19 protein-coding genes are annotated in these 19,525 nt (G+C 59.3%); 10 read left to right on the top strand and 9 right to left on the bottom strand.

The features are described 5' to 3' along the window. Positions 1 to 5: 5 nt before the first annotated feature. On the bottom strand, positions 6 to 566 hold the full coding sequence (locus LOH53_RS04920) for an SRPBCC domain-containing protein (RefSeq protein ID WP_230066620.1): 561 nt from the start codon (positions 564 to 566) through the stop codon (positions 6 to 8). A gap of 455 nt (positions 567 to 1,021) precedes the next feature. On the opposite strand from LOH53_RS04920, the gene LOH53_RS04915 reads away from it, so the two are divergent. Then, positions 1,022 to 1,828 (top strand): DUF1684 domain-containing protein, encoded by an 807-nt coding sequence (locus LOH53_RS04915; protein WP_230066619.1) that lies wholly within the window; start codon positions 1,022 to 1,024, stop codon positions 1,826 to 1,828. A 63-nt stretch (positions 1,829 to 1,891) separates the two neighbouring features. Here LOH53_RS04915 and LOH53_RS04910 read toward each other — a convergent pair whose 3' ends face one another. Continuing rightward, complete coding sequence (locus LOH53_RS04910; RefSeq protein WP_230066618.1) at positions 1,892 to 3,082, bottom strand: acyl-CoA dehydrogenase family protein; 1,191 nt, start codon at positions 3,080 to 3,082, stop codon at positions 1,892 to 1,894. Continuing rightward, positions 3,079 to 3,858, bottom strand: a complete 780-nt coding sequence (locus LOH53_RS04905) for an SDR family NAD(P)-dependent oxidoreductase (protein ID WP_230066617.1) — start codon at positions 3,856 to 3,858, stop codon at positions 3,079 to 3,081. The genes LOH53_RS04910 and LOH53_RS04905 overlap by 4 nt, the downstream gene beginning before the upstream one ends. A gap of 117 nt (positions 3,859 to 3,975) precedes the next feature. Between LOH53_RS04905 and LOH53_RS04900 the strand changes: the two genes are divergently transcribed. The 4 genes from LOH53_RS04900 to LOH53_RS04885 all read left to right on the top strand — a co-directional run bounded on the left by LOH53_RS04900 (position 3,976) and on the right by LOH53_RS04885 (position 7,184). After that, the gene (locus LOH53_RS04900; protein ID WP_230066616.1) at positions 3,976 to 5,106 is read left to right on the top strand and encodes a glycoside hydrolase family 76 protein; all 1,131 of its coding nucleotides are present in this window, start codon (positions 3,976 to 3,978) and stop codon (positions 5,104 to 5,106) included. A 61-nt stretch (positions 5,107 to 5,167) separates the two neighbouring features. Continuing rightward, on the top strand, positions 5,168 to 5,830 hold the full coding sequence (locus LOH53_RS04895; RefSeq protein WP_230066615.1) for a VOC family protein: 663 nt from the start codon (positions 5,168 to 5,170) through the stop codon (positions 5,828 to 5,830). 64 nt (positions 5,831 to 5,894) lie between these two features. Continuing rightward, positions 5,895 to 6,434 carry an NUDIX hydrolase family protein gene (locus tag LOH53_RS04890; RefSeq protein ID WP_230066614.1) on the top strand — a complete coding sequence of 180 codons (540 nt, stop codon included), beginning with the start codon at positions 5,895 to 5,897 and terminating at the stop codon, positions 6,432 to 6,434. A 33-nt stretch (positions 6,435 to 6,467) separates the two neighbouring features. Further along, positions 6,468 to 7,184, top strand: a complete 717-nt coding sequence (locus tag LOH53_RS04885) for an SRPBCC domain-containing protein (RefSeq protein ID WP_230066613.1) — start codon at positions 6,468 to 6,470, stop codon at positions 7,182 to 7,184. 121 nt (positions 7,185 to 7,305) lie between these two features. Here the strand turns inward: LOH53_RS04885 and mctP are convergent, their stop codons facing one another. Both mctP and LOH53_RS04875 read right to left on the bottom strand, forming a co-directional pair. After that, complete coding sequence (gene mctP / locus LOH53_RS04880) at positions 7,306 to 9,021, bottom strand: monocarboxylate uptake permease MctP (RefSeq protein WP_326832741.1); 1,716 nt, start codon at positions 9,019 to 9,021, stop codon at positions 7,306 to 7,308. Continuing rightward, positions 9,018 to 9,455 (bottom strand): DUF3311 domain-containing protein, encoded by a 438-nt coding sequence (locus LOH53_RS04875; RefSeq protein WP_230066612.1) that lies wholly within the window; start codon positions 9,453 to 9,455, stop codon positions 9,018 to 9,020. Before LOH53_RS04875 ends, mctP begins: the two co-directional genes overlap by 4 nt. Before the next feature lie 207 nt (positions 9,456 to 9,662). Here LOH53_RS04875 and tgt point away from each other — a divergent pair, with 207 nt between their 5' ends. Further along, positions 9,663 to 11,045: a tRNA guanosine(34) transglycosylase Tgt gene (gene tgt / locus LOH53_RS04870; RefSeq protein WP_230066611.1), complete on the top strand. Its 1,383-nt coding sequence runs from the start codon at positions 9,663 to 9,665 to the stop codon at positions 11,043 to 11,045. A gap of 98 nt (positions 11,046 to 11,143) precedes the next feature. On the opposite strand, the gene LOH53_RS04865 is transcribed toward tgt, so the two are convergent. Continuing rightward, the gene (locus tag LOH53_RS04865) at positions 11,144 to 11,908 is read right to left on the bottom strand and encodes a queuosine precursor transporter (RefSeq protein WP_230066610.1); all 765 of its coding nucleotides are present in this window, start codon (positions 11,906 to 11,908) and stop codon (positions 11,144 to 11,146) included. 298 nt (positions 11,909 to 12,206) lie between these two features. Then, positions 12,207 to 12,821 (bottom strand): hypothetical protein, encoded by a 615-nt coding sequence (locus LOH53_RS04860; RefSeq protein ID WP_230066609.1) that lies wholly within the window; start codon positions 12,819 to 12,821, stop codon positions 12,207 to 12,209. 208 nt (positions 12,822 to 13,029) lie between these two features. Here LOH53_RS04860 and LOH53_RS04855 point away from each other — a divergent pair, with 208 nt between their 5' ends. From LOH53_RS04855 to LOH53_RS04840, 4 genes are all read left to right on the top strand, one after another. Beyond that, positions 13,030 to 13,905: a MurR/RpiR family transcriptional regulator gene (locus LOH53_RS04855; RefSeq protein WP_230066608.1), complete on the top strand. Its 876-nt coding sequence runs from the start codon at positions 13,030 to 13,032 to the stop codon at positions 13,903 to 13,905. Positions 13,906 to 13,996: 91 nt separating this feature from the next. Beyond that, positions 13,997 to 15,181: an amidohydrolase gene (locus LOH53_RS04850; RefSeq protein WP_376991484.1), complete on the top strand. Its 1,185-nt coding sequence runs from the start codon at positions 13,997 to 13,999 to the stop codon at positions 15,179 to 15,181. Further along, complete coding sequence (locus LOH53_RS04845) at positions 15,178 to 16,644, top strand: DUF3100 domain-containing protein (RefSeq protein WP_230066606.1); 1,467 nt, start codon at positions 15,178 to 15,180, stop codon at positions 16,642 to 16,644. The genes LOH53_RS04850 and LOH53_RS04845 overlap by 4 nt, the downstream gene beginning before the upstream one ends. A 16-nt stretch (positions 16,645 to 16,660) precedes the next feature. After that, positions 16,661 to 17,824, top strand: a complete 1,164-nt coding sequence (locus LOH53_RS04840; protein WP_230066605.1) for an alpha/beta hydrolase — start codon at positions 16,661 to 16,663, stop codon at positions 17,822 to 17,824. Here LOH53_RS04840 and kynA read toward each other — a convergent pair. Further along, positions 17,821 to 18,702 carry a tryptophan 2,3-dioxygenase gene (kynA, locus tag LOH53_RS04835; protein ID WP_230066604.1) on the bottom strand — a complete coding sequence of 294 codons (882 nt, stop codon included), beginning with the start codon at positions 18,700 to 18,702 and terminating at the stop codon, positions 17,821 to 17,823. The genes LOH53_RS04840 and kynA overlap by 4 nt on opposite strands. 38 nt (positions 18,703 to 18,740) lie before the next feature. Continuing rightward, positions 18,741 to 19,511 (bottom strand): alpha/beta hydrolase, encoded by a 771-nt coding sequence (locus LOH53_RS04830; RefSeq protein WP_230066603.1) that lies wholly within the window; start codon positions 19,509 to 19,511, stop codon positions 18,741 to 18,743. Positions 19,512 to 19,525: the final 14 nt, after the last annotated feature.

The raw sequence follows: 19,525 nt of genomic DNA, 5'->3' as shown, positions 1-19,525 counted from the left end.
TAATGTCAGCGATCAGCGCTTTGATAGGCGGCGTGAACCTGCTCCCAGCAAGGGTAGAAATCATCCCACCAGTGCGCCCAGTCCACTTTTTTACCATCCAGTGCTTCTGCCAAGTGATCGAGGTGGACATGCCAGCCAGAGAGAGACATCAGTGCCACATCCTTCGGCACGGAAATAATGTTGGCGAACACCATCTTGGTGCCGGTGCCGTCGGCTGAAAGCTCCACACGGATGGTGCCGTGCATGGCGTTGGAAATTTCGAGCACGTCCGGCGCCTGCCCCTGGATGACCCTGCCATTCCACCACTCGGTCTCATCAGCATGGCCGTGCTCATCCTTCACGTTGAGCCATTTGAGATCGAAAGGGGAGCCTGTCTGGGCCTTGCCGCGTACTTTGGCCCACCAAAGTTCCGTCTTTTCCGGCTGCGTCAGCATTGCCCACACGTCCGCTGGCGCTGCTGCGTAGGTGCGCGTAAGCGTCAGGACCATGCTGCCGTCCTCTTGCACATCCACTGTGCCCGGCGCGAACCGCTTCATGTCCTTGTTCAGATCAGTATTCGATTCCATCGAATTATTCTCCCACCCCCAGAGCAGTGCTTATAGGATCCCGGGCTGCCTGTCACCAACGAACCGCTCTGACCTGCGACGATGCGCGGACAAAGATCACTGAGATTCTCAATTTCCTGTCACTTTCCTACAGACTGTTTACCGTCGATGAAAATGAAGGCGATCTGCTCCGGGTTCGACGACCCAACTATCCGGGTCCGTTGGGTATTGGCGTGGTCCCCGAAAGTTGGAGGGGTTAATCAAAAGTATCCGGCTGCCACCCCTCTACCCAATGCAACATGGCACGGATCTTTTGATCCTGAACAAGGACCCTGACAATGCGGCGGCTGGTGACACAAAACCGAGAAAAGTGACATCCAAAGCGAGAACCTACAGTGCTGCTCGGTTGGAATACGGGGCCCACCGCTTCCGTTGTGTCTACAGTGAAACAAGACACCTGAGCCGCTAGGAGCACCATGACCACTCAAACCGCCGAACTGACTCGCCTAAGCGAACGCTGGAACCGATTCCGGACGGGTCGTAACGCGGCCCTGGCTTCCGATCACGGCTGGCTAACTCTCAGCTCATTCCAATGGCTTCCCACCACCCCTTCGGCACTGGCCGGTGTTCCAGGACTGTGGAGTGCCGACGGCGTGAGGGCAACTCTCACGGTCGGTACGGAAGATGCACTCACGCTGGTGGATGGCGGCACCGTGGTCAGCGGAACTATTACGGCCACGTTGGCGGATGAGGAATCGATCCGGTGGGTACGCTCCGGATCCGTCGTGGTGGAACTGGGCATGCGCGCTGACCGCTACATGATCCGCACACGCGATTCGGATTCCCCCACTTTCGTCAATTTTTCAGGTGTACCGGTCTTTGACTACAATCCAGATTTGGTATTCACCGCTACTTTTGAACGTTACGAGCAGCCGCGCACTACAGTCGTCGCCACCGCCAACCCAGAGGTGCCAGGACTCACGATCCTTGTTGGAGACGTCGTATTTGACCTTGACGGAACCACGTACCGCCTAGCCGCCCAAGAGGCCGCCCTGGACTCGCTGATCGTCACGTTCTACGACGAGACGAACAATGACACCAGCTCCCATTGGCGCAAGCTCGAATTGACCAAGCCGCGCCCGGACGGAACCGTTGTGGTGGACTTCAACCGCGCCATTAATTATCCCAGCGCCTTCACCGACTACGGCACGTGCCCATCCCCCGTTGCCGGCAACACTATTAACGCCCCCATCGAGGCTGGCGAGAAAGATCCGCGCAAGTAGAGGAGTCCGGTAGAGGAATCCGTGAGGCGGAGTTGGAATCTGCTCCGCCTCACGGTCCGCGCATCAAACGATCGCGGAGATTCCTGTGATAGTCCGCCCGGCAATCAGCGTGTTGATCTCATGCGAGCCCTCGTAAGTGTAAATAGCCTCAGCATCGGAGAAGATCTTAGCCATCCGATAGTCGCTCACTATGCCGTTACCGCCCAGAATGGAACGGCCCATGGCGACGGTCTCGCGCATAGCGGCGGTAGTGTGCGCCTTCGCCAGCGCCACCTGCGCCATGGTGGCGTCAGATCCGCCCACAGCCCCTTGGTCCTGGAGGGTGGCAATCCGTGCCATCATGGCCAACGAGGACGTGGCGTTGCCTAACATTTTCACCAGTTGACTCTGGATCATCTGAAAGGAAGCCAACGGTTTGCCGAACTGTTGGCGTTCCAGTGCATAGGCCCGGGCCACATCAAAGGCGGCAAACTGCTGCCCTACAGCCTGCCATGCTACGGAGATGCGTGATCCGCGCAGTAGCTTGTTGGTGTCGCTAAAAGACTCCACGCCACAGAACCTGTCCCGCTCCTCTACCCGTACGTTCTCCAAAACGATGTGCGCGTTCTGTACTGTGCGCAGGGCAATCTTGTGCTCTATTTTTGTCCGGGTCACCCCCGGCAGCGACCCATCGAGAATGAAGCCACGCACCTTCCCCGAGTCAGCGTCCCGGGACCACAGCAGCATGTGCTCGCAGAACGTCCCGTTGCCGATCCACCGTTTGGCGCCATTGAGTACCCAGTGGGTGCCGTCCTCGTCCGTGACTTTGCGCGCGGTCGTGACCATTCCGCCAGCAACATCGCTGCCATGATCCGGCTCGGTGAGCGCAAAAGCACCCGTGGTGCGCAGGGCGATGGCGTCCGGGAGCAGCCGCTGCTGTTGCTCCTCGGAACCGAAATCGATCAGTGCTTGGACAAAGAGGTCATGGTGAACCAAAAAGAACGTGGCCAGCGACGTGTCCGTGCGTGTCATTTCGGCTATGACCAGCCCGGTGAACAGGTGGCTGAAACTACGACGGTCCGGAGCCGCCAGCCCCAGGGCCGCAATCTTGGGTAAAATGTGGGCCGGGAATTCGGCATCGTTCCACCACTTGGTCGCATGAGGAGCCACCTCGAGCGTCAAGAATTCACGCAGCTGCACCAACTTGGCGACTTCGGTCTCCGTGAGCTCAGATTCAAAATCGTAAAAGTCAGCCGTGGGCAGTTCAACACTCATTTAGGCGACATCCGGATAGCGCCGTCGAGTCTGATGGTTTCGCCATTGAGCATCGCGTTGGCAACAATATGTTCCACCAGCGCCGCATACTCTGCAGGCTTGCCCAGCCGCGAAGGGTGCGGAACCTGGGCACCTAAGGAATCCTGCGCGGCCTGCGGCAAACCAGCAAGCATGGGAGTTTCGAAGATTCCCGGGGCGATGGTGACGACGCGGATCAGCGAGCGTGCTAGTTCGCGCGCCAACGGCAACGTCATAGCCGCTACGGCTCCCTTGGACGCTGCGTAGGCGGGCTGACCTATCTGCCCGTCAAAGGCTGCTACCGATGCCGTGTTGACGATGACTCCACGTTCTTGGCCGAACTCACCAGCAAGAGCCTCCGTCGTCGCCATGGCCGCAGCGCACAGACGGACCACGTTGAACGTGCCGATCAGGTTGATCTGGACCACCCTGCTGAACTGCTCCAACGGCAGGACACCCTCACGGCCCAAGACCTTACCCGGGGTGGCCACCCCTGCGCAGTTGACGACGATCCGTAAGGTGCCGAGAGCGGTGGCGGCGGCAATGGCCTCGTTCACCTGATCTTCGTTGGTGACGTCCACGGGAACAAACACCGCCCGGTCGCCGAGCTCAGCAGCCAGTTCAGCGCCTCGAGATTGTGGCAAATCAACGAGCACGACGGCGGCGCCGCCGGCATATAACCGCCTCGCCGTCGCAGCACCTAGGCCCGATGCTCCGCCGGTGATCAGTGCGACGGTACCGTCGTCTAAAATCTCCATGGTTCCTCCTCGTCGAGGTCCTTGACCGCCTTCGCGGTCTCATAAACTGCGTTAATGCATACTAACTGAATTTGTCGGGGTAAACGCGGCTTAGCCAACAAACAGTACGCTGGGTCCATGACCGAAGCAGCCGGCCCCCTTGCCCGTTCCTTGCCTCCCAACTGGGACAACTTGGCAGCTGCTGACCGCAGTGCGGTGAATTCCCGCTTCTCTTACTCTCCTCTCTGGCTTCCCGGAACTCAGATAGGCGCCATTTCGCACCCCGCTCCGACGAGCCCTGCACCCTGGAACGAATGGCATTACTGGTGGCAGGCACACTATCTAGACGCCGTGGTCGATTCCGGCTTCCGGGCATTGCGGATGGGATCCCACGTCACCGCCCTGAGCTCTGTACGGCAAGCCAGAGCACTTTTGCGCGGGATTCTCCTGCGCAATTTTGGCCGCTTTCCCAACCACTTTTATGACGACATGGCCTGGTTGGCATTGGCCACGGGACGGCTCAACGACTTAGTGCGTGCCGCCAACTTAGCCGGTCCGGCCAGAGGAGCTGGTCCGGCCACGGGCAGGATCGGTTCCTTATCTCAACGTCCGGGATTCTTGTCCATGGTGGCCAGCTCAACGTTGACTCACCAGCTTGCCTGCGCCCACGACGGCGTCCTGGGCGGCGGCATTTATTGGTCAAAGAAGCGCGATTACAAAAACACACCAGCCAACGGCCCCACGGCACTTCACTTTGCCCGGATCGGTGAGATGGAACGGGCACAGGCCATTGTGGACTGGCTGCGCCGCGAATTGTTTGATCCCACGATTGGGCTTTACCTAGACGGCATCCACCCGTCTGCGGCACCAACCACCGCGGTCAAGGACATTGAGCGCACCATATATACCTACAATCAAGGCCCCATTCTGGCAGCCCTTCTGCAACTGGATCACCCTCGGTACGCACACCAGGCCGCGGAACTGGTGGACGCCGTCGCCCGCGAACTTGAAGTTACCGAGGGCGGGCTGCGGCTAGAAGCTGGCGGCGACGGCAATCTCTTCACCGGTATTTTGTGCCGCTACATGGCGCTTGCAGCTCTGGATCGGCGCTTACCGGAAAGAACACGCGGGGTCGCTCAACGCTTGGTGGTAAACACTGCTAAGGGACTCGTGGGTATCCCTGAGCCAACCACTCTCTCCGCTGCGTTGCAGCGCTGGATCGTCTTCGAGGCCGCCGCAACATGTAGCAAAACGTCGCGAGCTGCGTAGCCCGGTCAGGGCTGCACACTAACGTTGGTAGCGTGGGGATACCACCGACCAGGAGGAAATAGTGCTGCGAGTTCGCCCCATCCTTTTCACCTCAAAAATTGACGAACATGCCGCTCTGCTGCTGGCACTAGGTCTGTCCTACGTACAGAATTCTAGCGATTGGCGTCTTCTAGATTCCGGCAATGGCAGGGTTGGTTTGCATCGGGCACCCGCGGGCAGTCCCCAAGACGGCACGCTCCAGCTCGGTTTTGAAATCCGGGATCGGGAGATCTTTGTTAGCCGCACGTGCGCGGACGGCACCGCTGCCACCTTGGTCGATTCAGACCACGGTCCCGCGGCCCGTGTCACCGCCCCAGACGGTTTCAGTTTTCTGGCGGACCCCGTGATCGACGCGCCAAACTACGAAACACCATCTTGCCAACTGAGCGTAATCCAGGTGTGGCATACCCCTGATGCGGATGCCGCCCGGGCAGTGCTGGCAAACATCGGCGCACGTCCGGTCCCGGATAGCAACCAGGCGTTCATGGCCAAGAATGGGGGCTTCATGGAGGTCCAGACGGGCCCGGCGAACGGCGTCGAACTGTGTTTCGTTTGCGACGGCGACCTCACGAATCTACGCACCCGCCTAGCCGGCGCAGAACTTGACAGTGAGTTTGCTGCTGACACGCTCCAGATTCAGGGCCCGCAAGGAATCTCACTACACATTCGACGCTCTGACGCGTAAACGAATGTGGCCACAAAAGCGGTTGTACCAACAAAGGTGCGGGTACATGAGGTAGAACTGATACATGAGCGTACGCACCCCCGACCCGTACCCCGGCTGGCTATCCAACGAAGACTTGTATGAGGCCAGAAACCGCCTCCCCATGGTCTACGTGGAGGTTGTTCCGGTCCGCCTTGACCCCCTCGGTTACGTCAACGAGGTGGGATTATTGCTGCAAGCAGACGACGAAGGGTCCATGGTTCGCACACTGGTTTCAGGCCGCGTGCTGTTCCGAGAGACCATTCGAGCGGCCCTGGTCCGCCATGTCGAGAAGGATCTAGGCCCGCTGGCGTTCCCGCAGCTGCCTGTGAGTCCGGTTCCTTTCACTGTGGCTGAATACTTACCCTCACCGTCCGAAACCGGGTTCACCGACGAACGCCAGCATGCAGTTGCATTGGTCTACGTCATTCCCGTCACAGGCGAATGCGAACCGCGTCAGGATGCCCTGGAATTGACGTGGATGACGCCAGATGAGGTGCTCAGCCCCGGTGTTCAGTCAGAATTCGTGGGCGGTCGCGGAGCGCTAGTGCGCCAAGCGATCTCCTACGCAGGATTGGGACGCTAGCCGGTTTCTGCGAAGCAGCGTAGATTACCGACCATGGAGACAAACCAACTCTCAGTGCTTGTCAACGCAGATGCCGAGCAAGTATGGCGGATGCTTCGCGACCCTGCCAAAATAGCCCAGTGGCATGGCTGGGATGCGGATGGCCTCGAAGATGAAATCGCCCAAATCTACGAATCCAACGTCAAGGAATCGGCGGACCACCGTCGCCTGCAGCTGGAAAGTGGCGACTTCTTCTCCCTGGATCCTCATCCGGACGGCACAAGACTCACACTCACCCGGACTAAAACCACCGGTGAATTGGCGCAGTACGACTCCAACATCACGGAGAGTTGGGTCATGTTCATCCAAGCTCTCAAGTTCAAACTTGAGCGCCATCCGCAAACGCCAAGGCGGACCTTCTTCGCGGACGGAACCAGCTCCGAACACACCAATTTGTGGACCGCTCTGGGCATCGACACCGGGTGGCTTCCGGAACCGGGCGAAAAATATGAGCTCACACTAAATACGGGCGCACGTCTTAGTGGCAAGGTTTGGTACCGCACGGACACTCAGTTGGGGCTGAGCGTGGCGGACTACGCCGAACATGGCGACGGCCTACTCATTCTGGCTGAGCAGCCACGTATGGACGCCATCCCCGAGCACCCAGGCGCCCTGATCATAGCCAGCACTTTTGGCCTGGGCGCCGCCGCGTTTGAATCCATCGCAGCACACTGGGACTCCTTCATGGAGACTTACTATCCGCGCACGTAATTGCTGTTAGCACCCAAGCGCAGCGTGGGCACTTGACGCAGCAAAATGGTGTGGTGCGACGCCGGCCGCTTGGCCGCCGTCGCACCTCACCTTTCTTATGCGAAGCTTGCGCTTCACAACCCTAGATAACTGGACCGGCCGTATCCACGGACCGGGCAGCGAAGGCCGAAACCTCGGGGTCGTCCTCATTGGCGCCAAAGTCTGAAGGCTTGGTGATGTCCTTGCCGACAGGAACCTTCAATGCTTTAAGGACCAGTGTCAGGACCAGGGACACCACGGCGTTGAGCACAAACGCCGTGATCGCGATGTACACCTTGATGTTGGTCCCCGGAATGGCTGCGATTGAACCACCGAAATGCGCATGCGTGACCGGATTGACCACGCTATAGGCGGCGTAAGTACCGTAGATGATACCCACAGCCCAGCCGGCAAACAGTGCCCAGCGATGGAACCAGCGAGTGTACAGGCCCGCAACAATCGCCGGGAACGTCTGCAGGATCCAGATGCCGCCCAACAGCTGCATGTTGATCGCCGCGGAAGCATCCATACCGATGACAAAGATCAACGCACCAAATTTCACCACCAAGGAGGAAATCTTAGAGACCTGCGCCTCCTGCCTCGGGGTGGCATCCTTCTTGAAGAACTCCTTGTAAATGTTTCGGGTGAACATGTTAGCTGCCGCAATGGACATAATGGCAGCCGGCACCAATGCGCCCACCGCAATGGCGGCCAGCGCTACGCCGGCAAACCAAGACGGGAAGTTATCCAAGAACAGCTGCGGGACCACCAGCTGCGGGTTGATGGTCTTGCCGTCCAACTCCAGCGGATGAGTACCCGCAGCAATGGCCACATAACCGAGCAGCGCCAAAAAGCCCAGCACCAGAGAATACAGGGGCAAAATAGCGGCGTTCTTACGGATGGTGTTACGGCTCTTGGTAGCCAGCACGCCGGTAATGGAGTGCGGATACATGAACAGCGCCATCGCCGAGCCCAGCGCCAGTGTGGCATAGGCGGCGTAGCTATCGGCGCCCGGAATGAACGGGCCAGGGACCTTACCGGTAGCCGGGTTGATGGTTGTCATCTTTTCTTGGGCAGCACCGAAAATGTGCTCCCAGCCGCCAAATTTCTGCGGCAGGTAGATGATGGCAACAATGACAGCCAGGTAGATCAGCACGTCTTTCACCACAGCAATCATGGCAGGGGCACGCAGACCGGATGTGTACGTGTAAACAGCGAGCACACCAAACGCCACGATCAGCGGCAGATCATTGAGGAACCAATTGTCCGCACTGCCCACGCCCAGCACCGTCAGGACGGCCTTAATACCCACCAGCTGCAACGCAATATAGGGCATGGTGGCCACAATTCCGGTCACAGCCACTGCGAGCGCCAGCGGCTTGCTGCCGTAGCGTCCACCCACAAAGTCGGCCGTCGTGACGAAGCCATGGCGTTTAGACACCGACCAGAGACGAGCCATGAGCAAGAACACTATCGGGTAGAGGACGATTGTGTACGGCACCGCGAAGAAGCCACTCACCGAACCTGCAGCCCACATGGCTGCCGGAACTGCCACAAAGGTGTAGGCCGTATACAGGTCTCCTCCCAACAGGAACCACGTAACCCAAGTACCGAAGCTGCGACCACCAAGGCCCCACTCGTCAAGGGAATGCAGCCCGTCCTTATTGCCCCCGGTACGCCAGCGCGCTGCGTAGAAGCCCAGGACTCCCACGAAGATAAACAAAATGATGACAACTGCCAGCGCCGTCACATCGACGCCACGGGTGGCTGTGGGTGCGGCGGGAGCAATGCTCGCCATCACGCTTGTCAATGCACTCATTCGCCGTCACCGCCAGCGTCATGGCGACCCTTGTGCGGTTCCCCAATGGGTCCGCTGGTTCCGTCGCTTCCGCTTGTTCCGTGCGTTTGCTCGGTTACGTCAGGTCCGCTGACTGGGTTCGTTCCGTCGCTTACCACTCCAGACTGTGTACCATTCGGTGACGACTGACTCGTGACAGCTGCCCGGCGGCGCTTATCCTCCGCCGTCGTGAGCTTGTAGGCGATACCAACCAGGAGCGCGCAGACGGGCACCCAGGCCATCTGATACCAGTAGAAAAATGGAAAGCTAAATAGCCGGGGCCCGTCGTGGGCGTACATGGGTACCACCAGCGGCATGATGACGGCCAACGCCAGCATCACCCCGCTGATGACATATGGCATGGGTCTGGCCGGACCTCGGGTTGGTGAGTCGTGAGTGATGTTCTGGGCGGACATGAGCGGCTCCTTAGGGATCTGCAGTCCTTGAATATTTTTAGACGTTTACATAATAAGGACGCCTATCAACCACTCGGAAGGTTTACGGCGAAAAAGTTTTCGCGTGTCACATCCCACAACCGTCATCATGTACGCTTGAAGAGAGTATGCGGTCAGTCCACACAGCCGTGTGCATTCGGTCCGCAAAAGGCTGGCAAAATGGTTCCCATGCCTTCCCCTGAACCCAGCACCAACATCCACCTCACCGAACCGGCAACTGTTGCCAGCGCACCCCAGCCGGCAGCGTCCGGTGGACGCGACGGCACACCCGGCAGCCCGGCGTCGCAGGCGGAATTTAGCTTTACGCTGACCACCCGCCTGCAGGAGCGCTGCACGCCGTCCCAGGCTGAGGTAGACCGCAATGGCGGTAAATTCCAGGGCCGCACCGGCATCATCACCACACCCCACGGCACAGTGAAGACGCCCGCTTTCATTGCCGTTGGCACCAAAGCAACCGTGAAGTCCGTGCTCCCAGAATCCATGGCAGATTTGGGCGCCCAGGCGCTGCTGGCCAACGCCTACCACCTCTACCTGCAGCCGGGTGCGGATATTCTCGACGCCGCCGGTGGGCTCGGGAAGTTCATGAATTGGTCCGGCCCCACCTTCACCGACAGTGGCGGCTTTCAAGTCATGTCTTTGGGCTCAGGCTTCAAAAAGGTCATCAATATGGACGCTGTGGCCGCATCACCGCATGCAGGTGCGGACGATTCCGTCGCAGTTGGCAAGGAACGCTTGGCCCACATCGATGACGACGGCGTCTGGTTCAAGTCGCATCTCAATGGGGATATGCACCGTTTTTCCCCCGAGATTTCCATGGGGGTCCAGCACCAAATCGGCGCGGACATCATGTTTGCCTTTGACGAGTTGACCACATTACTGAATTCACGCGGCTACCAGGAGATGTCCCTTGAACGGACCCGGCTCTGGGCGCTGCGCTGCATTGACGAACACTTTCGGTTGACGCAAGAACGGACCGGCAAGCCGTATCAGGCGTTATTCGGCGTCATTCAGGGCGCGCAGTATGAGGACCTGCGCCGCAAGGCTTCCAGCGATCTGGGTGCCATGAACTTTGATGGCTACGGGATTGGCGGGGCCCTGGAAAAGGAAAACCTTGGCACCATTGTGCGCTGGTGCGCGGAAGAGCTGCCCGAGGAAAAACCCCGTCATTTGCTAGGTATCTCGGAGCCGGATGACATCTTCACAGCGATCGAAAACGGCGTCGACACTTTTGACTGCGTCTCCCCCACCCGTGTGGCCCGCACGTCCGCCTTCTACACTCCGGATGGCAGGCTGAACCTCTCCAACGCCCGCTTCAAGCGCGACTTCACGCCGCTGATGGAGGATTGTGACTGCTATACGTGCCTGAACTACACCCGCGCCTACATCCATCATCTATTCAAGGCCAAAGAGATGATCTCCGCGACGCTAATTTCCATTCACAACGAGCGTTTTGTGGTGCGGATGGTCGACGACGCCCGGCTGGCCATCGAGGACGGGACGTTCTTCGCGTTTAAGGCCGAAACATTGCGTCGCTACTACCCGAAGCGCTAGCGAACTGCTCCCCACTCTTGCCGAGACCGACGGAGCCCGCCGAGTCAGACGTGGCGCAGCGCCATTCTCGCAGCGCTCCGTCAGTCTCGGCGCAGTGACTACTTCGGGTACGTCGGTTCGTGGCGCTTGAACCAGCCGATTGCCAGTGTGGTGACGGGAATCAGCGCGTACTGCACCCCCACTTTGTAGACAAATCCGACTATGACGTAGTTGGCGAACATGCCAAAGCCCACGATCCCAATGACAGGGGCCGCGATGAGGCAGAAAATCAGCGTGTCAAAGAATTCGCCTACCCCGCTAGATCCCATGAGCCGCATCCACAGCTTGCGCTCTCCTTGCCGAGCTTTGAGCCGGACCATGATCTGGGAGTTGATAGTCTGTCCCACCAGAAACGCGAGCAGGCTGGCCAGCACAATTTGCGGCACCGGCCCCAATGCTTCAACCAAGGCTGCCTGTTTAGCGATTCCATAATCGTCCGTGAAACCTGGCAGCGCGATGATGACCCAGTAGGACAGTGAAGCGAAAACTGACAGCGCGAACGTAGTCAGAATTGCCTTGCGGGCCATCTTGAAGCCGTAAATTTCGCTGATGACGTCGCCCAAAATGTAGGCAAACGGGAACAAGAAAAATCCGCCGTCGGTGACGATTGGTCCAAACAACACGCCCTTAGAGGCGCCGATGTTGGAGAGGATGACGATGACTGCCATCGACGCCAACAAGATGCCATAGTGACGACTTCCGACGTCGGCGAACCGGGCGCCAGCGGTGAGTGCAGGAACTCCAGCGGAACCAGCCGACGACGTAGGAGCTTCGGGTGTGTCGGTGGGAGGTGGGTTTGCGGCAGTATTGCGCAGGGAGGGCATGGTGAACGTCTCAATCTATTGGGTAGTGGTTCGCCCAGCCGTCACATCCTCTAGGGCAGCCGGCCGGCTGTATTATCACTGGGCCCGTCTGCACCCGGGCCAGCACCAATTCTGCCATGTTTTTGTTGTTTTGGCCCAGCACCAGGTTTCTCAACCCGCCATTTCTCACCCAGCCAGCCGGGCGAGTCTCACCCCACCAGCTGTGCGAGTCTAACCCCACCAGCCGGGCAAGTCTCACCCCACCAGCTGGGCGAGTCTCACCCCACCAGCTAGGCGAGGGCGCCGCCGTTAGCAGCATTCACCGACTGAAGCTCAGAAGCTCAGCGACCTTAGACCAACCGTCAACCTTTGCGAAGCGCTCTGCTTGGGCAGGATCAGCTACCAAATACAGGACGTCCGCACCATGCTGGAACGCTTCGTCTCCGAGTACAGCCACCATGGCTTGTTCAAACACGCCCACCAATTCTTCTTGGTCCTCTGCAACACGCAACTGGCCCAGTACCGCGAGGCCATCCTCGAGCTTGATGCGGCCGTCAGCAACAGGGCGGTCAAAGAGAGCAACCTCAACGGCGTCGTAGTCCTCCATGGGCGCCTCAGCAATATTGGCATCCGCGGGTAAGGAAGGGGACAGATCCAAATCATCTGTCCTAGCACTGAGCAGTACCAGTGCACTCGTCTCCTTCAGACCCAGTCCGGCGGCAAATTCGCGGGATGCGGCGGCTTCCTCGGTGGCCAGCGTCAAAATGGAACCAGTAAAGGTTGTGGCCTGCTCTTGAGCATCCGGCCACGCTACTAAGCGCTCCCGCAGTGCATCCGCGTGGCTCACATCGTCGTGGCGCATCTCACCAGATAAACCGCGCACCGCCGACCACGCCGGGCCCCAAACTGCGATTGATTCCTGCCAATGCGCCATAATTCTCATCCTCTGTTCGGTACCTGCGAAGGCCACGCCCCGGTTCTGGGGTCTCAAACGCCCGCCTGGAAAGCCGTCCTAATGGGCCACGTTTCCGGCTTTTCCAGTATAGGCGCGGTAGGCAGCGCAACGCCGGGTGCCAGATCACCACAAAATAGGTTCTGCAATCCAGATTGCATATTCACCGTTCTGCAATCATAATTGCAGAGTGACGCAACTAACATCTTCTGAGGGCACCGCGAGCCCGGGCATCGACTGGCTCGATGACATTCTGGCGAAGACTACCCTGCCGAGGGCCCAAAACCGGGTGGCAAACGTCATCATGCGCCAACCCCAACTCGCCTCTTACGCAGAGATCGCCGAGATAGCCCGTCATGCCGATGTGAACAATTCAACGGTTGTTCGGGCGGCACAAGCCTTGGGGTTCGACGGCTGGCCGGATCTGCAGCGCGAACTCCGCTCACGCTACTTGGCGAAAATCTCCAGCGAAGACACACTGGTTCAGCATGGCCAGCACAACAATCCGTTACAGGCCGCCCTGACCCAGGACATTGAGAACCTCCGCCTCACGCTGAAGAACAACACCTCCGCCGACGTCGAAGCCACCATCGCCACGCTGGCAGCGGCGCGCTCGATTCTGGTGATAGGGCATGGCTCTTACGCCGCGCCCGCTGTCGTCATGGCCCACTTGGGCTCCACCATGGGCTACCCAATTTCCCTTGAGAGCCGCGCTGGCGTCCACCTAGTGACCAGCACTAACACGATGGGCCCAGGCGACGTGATCGTCGTCATCAACATTTGGCGATCGATCGGGCAGTTGATCGCCGCCGCGGAGGCCGCCCATGAGGCTGGCGCCACCATTATCGCCATCAGTGATATGCGGCGTGGACGTCTCGCGGACATCGCCGAGCACTTGCTCATTGTCCCCTCCGAAGGAATCGGCTTTTTCCAGTCGGTCACGGCAACAACCTCTGTGGTCTACGGGCTGCTAGCGGGCATGCAAGCCGCCCATCCAGAACGCAGCCGTGAAACCCTGCGCCGGTCCCAACAGCTATGGAAAGACCTCGGCGTCCATCTGGATTAATCCCACTCAGCAAACTTTTGACTCAGCTATTTTCCAGCACCTAGGAGAGAACATCTTGAACCTTGGCAACATCACAGAATCGCGGGCCGGCATCCATGCGGAGCTGGCCGCCGGAATCGATCATTGGCGCGAGAAAGTTCAGGCACTTGCCGTCGATATCCATGCTCATCCCGAGCTTTCCTTTGAGGAAGTACGCGCATCTGCCGGCATTACGTCCCTGCTACGCGAGGGCGGTTTCAGCGTTGAAACCGGCACGTCCGGGCTAGCTACGGCCTTCAGCGCTACCGCCGGAAGCGGAGACCTGACCGTCGCACTGTGCATCGAATATGACGCGTTGCCGGGAATCGGCCATGCCTGCGGACACAATCTCATCGCTGGTGCGTCCGTAGCTGCGGCTCTGGCCCTCGCACCTCTAGCCGACAAACTTGGCATCACGCTCAAAGCGATCGGTACCCCTGCCGAAGAACACGGCGGCGGTAAGGTCCTCATGCTCGAAGACGGGGCGTTCGACGGCGTCGGGCTGGCCATGATGGTCCATCCCGTCCAGGATGGGGTCACCTATAACCCGGCCGGAACCAGCGCACAGGCGGTGGGCCGCTACCGGGCGACGTTCACCGGCAAAGCCGCGCACGCTGCTGCCGCTCCGCACTTGGGTGTCAACGCAGCTGACGCGGCCGTCATCAGCCAGGTCGCCATCGGTTTGCTGCGCCAGCAAATCCCAGGAGACCAGCGTGTGGGCCTGTACATTGCCGAAGCTGGCAAGGTCACCAACATCATCCCCGAACGCGCCGTCGTCGAGTTTGAATGCAGGGCGTTCACCTTGCCCGCCTATGAAGCCCTACTGGTCCGTGTTCGACGTTGCTTCGAAGGCGCCGCACTGGCTACCGGAACGGAACTGGCCGTTGAATCGACGGAGCCGTTGTATGAACCGCTCCTGCAAGACGACGAACTTGCCGCAAACTGGACGGCGGCCATGGATGTTTTCGGTAAGGACACGACGCCGGCAGCCGGAATGGGCGGGGGCTCCACGGACATGGGCAACATTTCCCAAATTATCCCCAGCCTGCACCCGTGGCTGAGCATTCCGGGCGCAGATGTACCCATCCACTCCCACGATTTCGCCGCTTTGGCCAACACCCCCGAAGCCTATGCCGTCATGTTCGAAGCCGCTACCGCGCTGGCTTGGACCACTGCCGACGCCGCCATCAATCCTGATCAGCGCAGCCGCTTCATCGCAGCCGGCCACGCCAACCCCTCCAAGGAATTCACATCATGAGCACTCGTCCCGCACCAGCAAAGGCTGGGCTCAAGCACACCCTACCGATTGCACTTTTAGCCTTGGTGATTGCTTTGGCCGTGCAATTCATCGGCTCGGCTAAGATCAACGTCGGCATCGGCTCGATAGTTATTTTCCCCATGGTCTGGGGTCTGATCGTGGGCCTCTTGATATCAGTACAAAAGTTCAAGCCACTGGGCTTGGACCTGCAAAAGGTTGCTGCCGCATTGGTCGGTGTTGCCGTAATGCTCCTGGTAGCCCGCTTGGCTTTCAACATCGGCCCCAGCCTTCCGGTACTCGTGAAGGCCGGTCCGGCGTTGCTGTTGCAGGAGGTCGGACACCTTTTGGGAACCGTATTCCTGGCTCTTCCTTTGGCCGTGTTGCTCCGCATGGGTACGGCAACCGTCGGTGCCACGTTCTCGCTGGACCGCGAGCCGTCATTTGCCATGGTCTCGGAAAAGTACGGCCCGGACTCTGATCAGTACCGCGGTGTGCTGGCAATGTACGTTTTTGGCACACTCTTCGGCGCAGTTTTCATCACCTTGTTGACGTCCTTGGTTGCCAACTGGGGGATCTTCAACCCGTTGGCCCTCGCTATGGGCTCCGGCGTCGGCTCAGGATCCATGATGGCAGCCTCCGTAGCAAGCATCACCACCGCTTACCCCGGAAATGAGACGGCCATTCTTGGCATCGCGGCCGTCTCCAACCTGATCACCACCATCTTGGGCGTCTATGTGGGCATTTATGTCTCGCTGCCACTGGCCGACAAGTTCTACAAGCTACTCACGCGCAAGCGCACCGCGGCAGCCCTGCAGGCACAGACCGTTACGGCTTCGGCCGCCGTCGTCGCAGGTGGAACCACCAGCAGCTCCGTCACCTTTGCTCCTGAAACCGCCGGCGCGTCAGGAGCCGCCGACGTGTCAGGAGCCACCACCACGTCAGTATCCCCCGACGCATCAGGATCCGCTGGCGCCGTGGATGACGCCAACCGCGATTTCCGCGACAAAGTGGCCCAATCCACTGCCGAGGTGAAGCTACCGTTATGGCTGTCCCTGAGCGTGCTTTCCATTCTGGGCATCGGCACGGCATCTGTGGCCGCCAAGGGTCTGCACTGGAATGTCATTGGCGGTTATGTGGTCCTCATGGCTCTGGTAGTTCTGGGACTGTTCCTACACAAGATTTCCCGCAAGGTCTCGGCCATCATCTGGATCACGACCATCGGTGCCTACGCTTCAAGCCCATGGTTCTTCGCCGCCGGGCCGTTGACAAAACTGGTCTCCTCTGTGGACTTCCTCTCGATTGCCACGGTAATGCTGACACTTGCCGGCCTCTCACTTGGTAAGGACGTGCCACTGCTAAAAAACATTGGCTGGAAGATTATCCCCGTCGGCCTGGTGGCGATCACCGCGTCGTTCATGCTTTCGGTCGTCATTGCTGAGTTCTCGCTCGGATACTGGTCATAGCGGGTAGCATCCAGTCATGAGCACATGGCAGCCCGACGTTCTTGGTCCCGACTTTGAACAGCTAACTCTGGAGCTGCCTTCCGGTAACCTCGCCACCTTGATCCGTTATATCGGCAACGCCGAGCAATGGGAACCGTCCGCCATCACAGGTGCTGATGTGCTTTATGTCCATGGCTGGTCTGATTACTTCTTCCAACGGGAATTGGCGCAATTTTGGCACAAGTCCGGTGCAAATTTCTACGCACTTGACCTCCATAATTATGGCCGCAGCCTGCGCCCCGGACTCACTCCGGGCCAGGTTGGCTCTCTCACCGAGTACGACGCCGATCTGGACGCCGCGTTGGCGGCCATGGGACGCAGCGGGGTCGCCGAGGCAGTGCTGCCTCTTAGCTCGACGGACGAAACCCACGACCAACAGAGTTTTGAGCACGCTTTCTTGGAGGAAGCTAGGCAGCGTTTGGGCGCGGCTTTTGACGCCCTCGCAGGCAGAGAACGCCCAGTACCGCATGTGCTGCCGGTGGAACGCCCCTTGGTTTTATTGGGGCATTCCACCGGCGGACTCACGCTGAGCTTGTGGGCAGCCCGGCACCCGGGCGCGGCAGCCGCCGTCGTACTGAACAGTCCTTGGCTAGAATTCCAGGCCAATGAGATGGGGCGGGTGGTGATGGCTCCACTGATGCAGGCCAGATCACGGTGGTGGCCGCTGGCTCCCCTGCCTGGGATCGACCCCGGTTTTTACACCAGGGCCGTATCTTCGCGTTTTGACGGCGAATGGGACTACGAGCCAAAGTGGCGTCCGGACCGTGGTTTTCCCGTTTCCCCAACGTTCCTCAACGCAGTGTTCCAGGGGCAGGCTCTGGTGGCTCGCGGACTCGGGCTGGACGTACCGGTTTTGGTCATGCTTTCGGATAAAAGCTATCTTCAACCCAAATGGTCCGCTGATGCGCTGGTCGCGGACGTGGTCCTCAATGTCGACTCCGTGGCACGCCGGGCACTGGATCTAGGCCCGGACGTCACTTTGCACAGGATCGCCGGGGCCTTTCATGACATTTTTCTCTCCCCAGCCAAGGTGCGCGAAAATGCGTACGCGAGTATGGGCCGCTGGGTGGAGGCAGCCCTCGACGCGCCGTCGCTTCGTCGCTGGGAGTCGCGCAAACCCACCCCTGTGCGTAAAACCTAACCGGCGACGTTGCCGACCTCGGTACGCACGGCATACAGCTCCGGGAAGAAGGTCAGATCCAGCGCCTTCTGCAAGAAGCCAACGCCGGAGGAACCCCCCGTACCAACCTTCATGCCAATGATGCGGTTGACGGTGCGGACATGGCGGAAACGCCACAGCTGAAAGTTATCTTCCAAGTCCACGAGCTCCTCACAAGCCTCGTACAGGTCCCAGTGGTCATCGGGACGTTCGTAGACAACGCGAATGAGCTGCACCAGATCGGCGTTGAACACGTGGGCGTGGGTGATATCCCGCTCCAATACCTCAGCGGGGACGTTGAACCCCCGCCGGGCTAAAAGCTGTAAGAACTCATCGTAAATACTTGTCTGACCCAGGATCTTGGCAAGCATGGCTTGGGCGGGCGGGTTCGCGGCAAACACTTTTAGCATGCCAGCGTTCTTATTGCCGAGCATGAACTCCACGGCCCTGTACTGATAAGACTGGAACCCGGAGGAAGAGCCCAATTCGTCCCTGAACTGGGCATATTCGCTTGGCGTCAGTGTGGCCAGCACGCTCCACTGCTCAGTGAGGGAACGTTGGATGTGCTTGATGCGGGCCACACCTTTCATGGCCGCCCGCAAATTATCCGCCGCTAATTGTTGACGGACTGCCCGCAACTCGTGCAGCATCAACTTCAGCCACAGTTCTGAGGTCTGGTGCTGAATGATGAACAGCATCTCATCGTGGTGTTCGCTCACGGGCCGTTGCGCATCCAAAAGCGTGTCCAAGGCAAGGTAGCTGCCATAGCTCATCTTGTCGCTGAAATCCGTTTCAATACCGGATTCAATAATCCGAGTATTGGGGCACCCAGTTGTCTCGGGCAAGTGATTCTCGGGCATGTGTTTGGCCAACCTTCCAGATACGGCTTTCCAACACTTTACGCCCGCTGCATCAACCTGCGCACAAGGCCGCGGCAAACACTGTATGCGTCGCTGGAAACATCAATCAGATCGAAATGGTCGCCAGGGACTTCCACCAGATGCGCCTCTGCTCCTGACCTCAGCGCAGCCTCCACGTAACTGTGACTCTGCGAGGCGGGCACATGCTGATCGTTGAGAGCATGCACGGCGTAAACGGGCACCGGCAGAGGCAAGGCTTCCATGGGATCGGCCAAGGAGACTTTGCGTCCCAATAATTTTTTCACCGCTCCGCCGCTTAGCCGTAATTGCTTCGCCTGAGCTAGGTTCAGTACTCCTGACGCACTGACGACGCCGGAGAGAGGCACCGCTGGATTGGCCCCGACAGCTCCGGCCGGGAAGGCAGAGCGGCCAGCCGCCCACACAGCGAGCTGGCCGCCGGCCGAGTGCCCCAGGGCCACAACTCGCGAGAGGTCCAGCCCATGCACTGAGGCAGGCTCAGATAAGGCGTCAATACCGGCTGCAATGTCCGCGAATGTCTGCGGCCAGCCACCACCGTTGCCCATCCGGCGGTATTCAAGGTTCCATGCCGGAATGCCGTGTGCGGCAAGGTCCGCAGCCAATGGCTCGCCCAGCTCAGCCCCATAAGTACTGCGCCAGTAACCGCCATGGATCACCACGGCAACACCGGCAATCCCCACAGAGTCGGGATGGCCGTATCCATCGGGTAGGAAGAGTTCGGCCCACTGCGACGGGTCTGATCCATAGGCGTAGCGTTGGCGCGAAGTCATGAAGGAAGCGTACC

Origin of the sequence: Arthrobacter cryoconiti (assembly GCF_020905375.1) — a bacterium.
GTDB lineage: Bacteria > Actinomycetota > Actinomycetes > Actinomycetales > Micrococcaceae > Specibacter > Specibacter cryoconiti.
Note: the sequence above shows the minus strand (reverse complement) of the source record. Positions and strands in the feature narration are given on the sequence as shown.

Excerpts from the sequence above, each read along its gene's own strand:
- LOH53_RS04920 (WP_230066620.1), bottom strand. The coding sequence starts at position 566 with ATGGAATCGAATACTGATCTGAACAAGGACATGAAGCGGTTCGCGCCG.
- LOH53_RS04915 (WP_230066619.1), top strand. The coding sequence starts at position 1,022 with ATGACCACTCAAACCGCCGAACTGACTCGCCTAAGCGAACGCTGGAAC.
- LOH53_RS04910 (WP_230066618.1), bottom strand. The coding sequence starts at position 3,082 with ATGAGTGTTGAACTGCCCACGGCTGACTTTTACGATTTTGAATCTGAG.
- LOH53_RS04905 (WP_230066617.1), bottom strand. The coding sequence starts at position 3,858 with ATGGAGATTTTAGACGACGGTACCGTCGCACTGATCACCGGCGGAGCA.
- LOH53_RS04900 (WP_230066616.1), top strand. The coding sequence starts at position 3,976 with ATGACCGAAGCAGCCGGCCCCCTTGCCCGTTCCTTGCCTCCCAACTGG.
- LOH53_RS04890 (WP_230066614.1), top strand. The coding sequence starts at position 5,895 with ATGAGCGTACGCACCCCCGACCCGTACCCCGGCTGGCTATCCAACGAA.
- LOH53_RS04885 (WP_230066613.1), top strand. The coding sequence starts at position 6,468 with ATGGAGACAAACCAACTCTCAGTGCTTGTCAACGCAGATGCCGAGCAA.
- mctP (WP_326832741.1), bottom strand. The coding sequence starts at position 9,021 with ATGAGTGCATTGACAAGCGTGATGGCGAGCATTGCTCCCGCCGCACCC.
- LOH53_RS04875 (WP_230066612.1), bottom strand. The coding sequence starts at position 9,455 with ATGTCCGCCCAGAACATCACTCACGACTCACCAACCCGAGGTCCGGCC.
- tgt (WP_230066611.1), top strand. The coding sequence starts at position 9,663 with ATGCCTTCCCCTGAACCCAGCACCAACATCCACCTCACCGAACCGGCA.
- LOH53_RS04865 (WP_230066610.1), bottom strand. The coding sequence starts at position 11,908 with ATGCCCTCCCTGCGCAATACTGCCGCAAACCCACCTCCCACCGACACA.
- LOH53_RS04860 (WP_230066609.1), bottom strand. The coding sequence starts at position 12,821 with ATGGCGCATTGGCAGGAATCAATCGCAGTTTGGGGCCCGGCGTGGTCG.
- LOH53_RS04845 (WP_230066606.1), top strand. The coding sequence starts at position 15,178 with ATGAGCACTCGTCCCGCACCAGCAAAGGCTGGGCTCAAGCACACCCTA.
- LOH53_RS04840 (WP_230066605.1), top strand. The coding sequence starts at position 16,661 with ATGAGCACATGGCAGCCCGACGTTCTTGGTCCCGACTTTGAACAGCTA.
- kynA (WP_230066604.1), bottom strand. The coding sequence starts at position 18,702 with ATGCCCGAGAATCACTTGCCCGAGACAACTGGGTGCCCCAATACTCGG.
- LOH53_RS04830 (WP_230066603.1), bottom strand. The coding sequence starts at position 19,511 with ATGACTTCGCGCCAACGCTACGCCTATGGATCAGACCCGTCGCAGTGG.